The 3,919-nt window shown below is 59.1% G+C and carries 1 protein-coding gene and 1 pseudogene; one reads left to right on the forward strand and one right to left on the reverse strand.

Annotated features, from left to right (window positions below; all coding sequences use genetic code 11):
* Window positions 1–391 precede the first annotated feature (391 nt).
* Entirely contained in the window at window positions 392–3,181 is a 2,790-nt protein-coding gene (locus tag ACI2KA_RS26800; RefSeq protein WP_404505467.1) for a bifunctional aconitate hydratase 2/2-methylisocitrate dehydratase, read from the forward strand.
* 373 nt (window positions 3,182–3,554) lie between these two features.
* Here the strand turns inward: ACI2KA_RS26800 and ACI2KA_RS26805 are convergent.
* Window positions 3,555–3,829: pseudogene (locus tag ACI2KA_RS26805) on the reverse strand (transposase); the annotation flags it as partial.
* Window positions 3,830–3,919: the final 90 nt, after the last annotated feature.

The raw sequence follows: 3,919 nt of genomic DNA on the forward strand, positions 1-3,919 counted from the left end.
TGGCTGCCACATGTCCGCGGCAGAATTTATCACCGGCCTCTTGATTGCCTTCACGAGCAGATGCTGGATGCAGACCCTGCCGCTGAAATCGGCGCTATCATACAGGCGGAAACGCTTCGTGAACTTCTGGTTCTGCGCTCCCATTCCCAGAGTACTACAACCGGCGTCGAACAAGAGTTGCTTCCATCCACTGGGCCGTTCGGAGATGGGCCGCCCATTTTTGTCGCGACAGTCAAGCAACGGAACGATTGAAACGATTATACTGAAATGCGACATCTTGTCAGCCGGCCCCGGTTGGCGTAGTCGAAAACGACAGAAACCTGGGGCTATCAATGCCACCGTCCGGTGGCGTTGTGTTTGGCTCCATAGACACCATGACGTTGGGATTGCGATGAACCTTTACCTGGATTACCTGGCTGAAATCAAAAGCAGAGAACCACAGGGTCTCGCGCCCAAGCCGATCGATGACGGCGCACTGACGGCCGAGATTATCGAGCTGATCAAGGATGCGGGCAGCGAACATCGCGCCGACGCGCTGAAGTTCTTCATCTATAACACCCTGCCGGGCACCACGAGCGCCGCCGGGGTCAAGGCGGCCTTCCTGAAGCAGATCATCCTCGGCGAAGTCGTCGTCACTGAGATCACCCCGACCTTCGCGCTGGAGCTGCTGTCGCACATGAAGGGCGGCCCGTCGATCAAGGTGCTGCTCGATATCGCGCTCGGCAACGACGCTGCGATTGCCACTGAAGCCGGCGAAGTGCTGAAGACCCAGGTCTTCCTTTATGACGCCGACATGTTCCGCCTGCGCGACGCCTACAAGGCCGGCAACGCCATCGCCAAGGCCGTGCTGGAAAGCTACGCCAAGGCCGAATTCTTCACCAAGCTTCCTGACGTCGAAGACGAGATCAAGATCGTCACTTTCATCGCCGCCGAAGGCGATATTTCCACCGACCTCCTGTCTCCCGGCAATCAGGCGCATTCGCGCTCGGACCGCCAGCTTCACGGCCAGTGTATGATCTCGCCGGAAGCGCAGGCGGAAATCGTCGCGCTGCAGAAGCGGCATCCCGACAAGCGGGTGATGATGATCGCCGAAAAGGGCACGATGGGCGTCGGCTCGTCGCGCATGTCGGGCGTCAACAACGTGGCGCTGTGGACCGGCAAGCAGGCCAGCCCCTATGTGCCCTTCGTCAATTACGCCCCCATCGTCGCCGGCACCAACGGCATCTCGCCGATTTTCGCCACCACCGTCGACGTGACGGGCGGCATCGGCATCAACCTCAAGAACTGGGTGAAGAAGCTCGGCGAAGACGGCAAGCCGATCCTCAACAACGATGGCAACCCGATCCTCGAGCAGAAATATTCGGTCGAGACCGGCACCGTTCTCAAGATTGACGCCAAGAACCGCAAGCTTCGCGACGAGGCCGGCACGGAACTGGTGGACCTCGCTTCTTCCTTCACACCGCAGAAGATGGAGTTCATGAAGGCCGGCAGCTCCTATGCCATCGTCTTCGGCAAGAAGCTGCAGACGTTTGCCGCTGAGGCGCTCGGCGTCGAGGCGACTCCGGTCTTTGCACCTAACAAGGAAATCTCGATCGAAGGCCAGGGCCTCACCGCCGTCGAGAAGATCTTCAACCGCAATGCCGTCGGCGTCACCCCCGGCAAGGTGCTGCATGCCGGCTCGGATGTGCGCGTCAAGGTCAACATCGTCGGTTCGCAGGATACGACCGGTCTGATGACCGCGCAGGAACTGGAAGCGATGGCGGCCACCGTCATTTCGCCGCTGGTGGATGGCGCTTATCAGTCGGGCTGCCACACCGCTTCCGTGTGGGACAAGAAGGCGCAGGCCAACACGCCGAAGCTCATGTCCTTCATGCACAATTTCGGTGTCATCACCGGCCGTGACCCGAAGGGTGTCTATCATTCGATGACGGATGTGATCCACAAGGTGCTGAACGACATCACCGTGGATGACCGGGCGATCATCATCGGCGGCGACAGCCATACCCGCATGTCCAAGGGCGTGGCCTTCGGTGCGGATTCCGGCACCGTCGCGCTGGCACTGGCAACGGGCGAAGCGACCATGCCGATCCCGCAATCGGTCAAGGTTACCTTCAAGGGCACGATGCAGCCTTACATGGACTTCCGCGACGTGGTGCATGCCACCCAGGCGCAGATGCTTCAGCAGCACGGCGACAACGTCTTCCAGGGTCGCATCATCGAAGTCCACATCGGCACGCTGCTCGCCGACCAGGCCTTCACCTTCACCGACTGGACGGCCGAAATGAAGGCCAAGGCGTCGATCTGCATTTCCGAGGATGAGACGCTGATCGAGTCGCTCGAAATCGCCAAGTCGCGCATCCAGATCATGATCGACAAGGGCATGGATAATGCCGCCCAGACGCTGAAGGGCCTGATTGCCAAGGCGGATCAGCGTATTGCTGAAATCCGCTCAGGTGAAACGCCGGCTCTGAAGCCGGACGCCAACGCGAAATATTTCGCTGAAGTTGTCGTTGATCTCGACGTCATCAATGAGCCGATGATCGCCGACCCTGACGTCAACAACAACGACGTCTCCAGACGCTACACGCATGACACGATCCGTCCTGTTTCCTATTATGGCGCAAACAAGAAGGTCGATCTCGGTTTCGTCGGCTCCTGCATGGTGCATAAGGGCGACGTGAAGATCGTTGCGCAGATGCTGCGCAACATGGAAAAGACCGAAGGCAAGGTGGAGTTCAAGGCGCCGCTCGTCGTTGCCGCACCGACCTACAACATCATCGATGAGCTGAAGGCGGAAGGGGATTGGGAAATCCTGCAGAAATATTCCGGCTTCGAATTCGATGACGTCAACCCGAAGACCTCGAACCGCACCGAATACGAAAACATCCTCTATCTGGAGCGTCCCGGCTGCAACCTGTGCATGGGCAACCAGGAGAAGGCGGCAAAGGGCGATACGGTTCTCGCAACCTCGACCCGTCTCTTCCAGGGCCGTGTCGTGGAGGACAGTGCCGACAAGAAGGGTGAATCGCTTTTGGCTTCCACCCCGGTCGTGGTGCTCTCGGCCATCCTCGGCCGCACGCCGAGCATCGAGGAATATCGCTCTGCCGTCGAAGGGATCGACCTGACGAAGTTCGCCCCGCCGAAGACGACGCCGATCGACTCCCAGTCGGTCCATTACTGAGGTTTCGGCCCCGGGAGCGAAAGCCTCGGGGATATGACGCTTTAAAGTGAACTGAAGCACGCCCGCCGGATGGCGAGCCTCCGGAAGTTCTGCGCCGTGCGAAGGCGGCACGGAATATTGTGCTTGTCGAGCTTTATCGCGCTTCAACATGTTGGACGCAGGCAACGGTAAGCTGTTCGCCCCTGCAGAAGAATCGACAGACCATATGCGGCCGGTTGCAGGTCGAACCTGACCGGTGTGTTTGGCGCTATTGGCCCGATGGAGTACGGGTCAATTTCTGTGGCGACAGATTGCCGCCAAGAGGGGGGATAAAAAAGCGTTGTCCTGTTGAGCAACGGCGATATTGTGAAGGGCCTGACCTGCCACTGAATCTTCATCCGGCTGCGACTAGAGCCTCGGCGGTTCTGAATACGCCAAGTGGCGCGGTTGAGCCGGTTGCGGCGATGGACCCGGCATAGTCTGCCGGGATCTGGTATCCGAGCGATGAGTGTGGCCGGAAATAGTTATGTCATCCGCCCACTCGGCGATGGCACTGCGGGCATGATCAAGGCCGAAGAACAGGCTCTCGTTCAGCAGTTCGTCCCGCATCCGGCCGTTGAAACTCTCTACATAGCCGTTCTGCATGGGTTTTCCTGGCGCAATGTAATACGCCGCCTCGCTGATCAAAACTCATTCGCCCATTCTCTTCGTCCGATGGACATGATGCGCCAAGGCTGGCTTTCGAGCTTTCGCCATGCA

The organism is Agrobacterium sp. NPDC089420 (genome assembly GCF_044900305.1).
Taxonomy (GTDB): Bacteria; Pseudomonadota; Alphaproteobacteria; order Rhizobiales; family Rhizobiaceae; genus Agrobacterium.

Coding starts and splice junctions, on each gene's coding strand:
- ACI2KA_RS26800 (WP_404505467.1), top strand. CDS start 392: ATGAACCTTTACCTGGATTACCTGGCTGAAATCAAAAGCAGAGAACCA.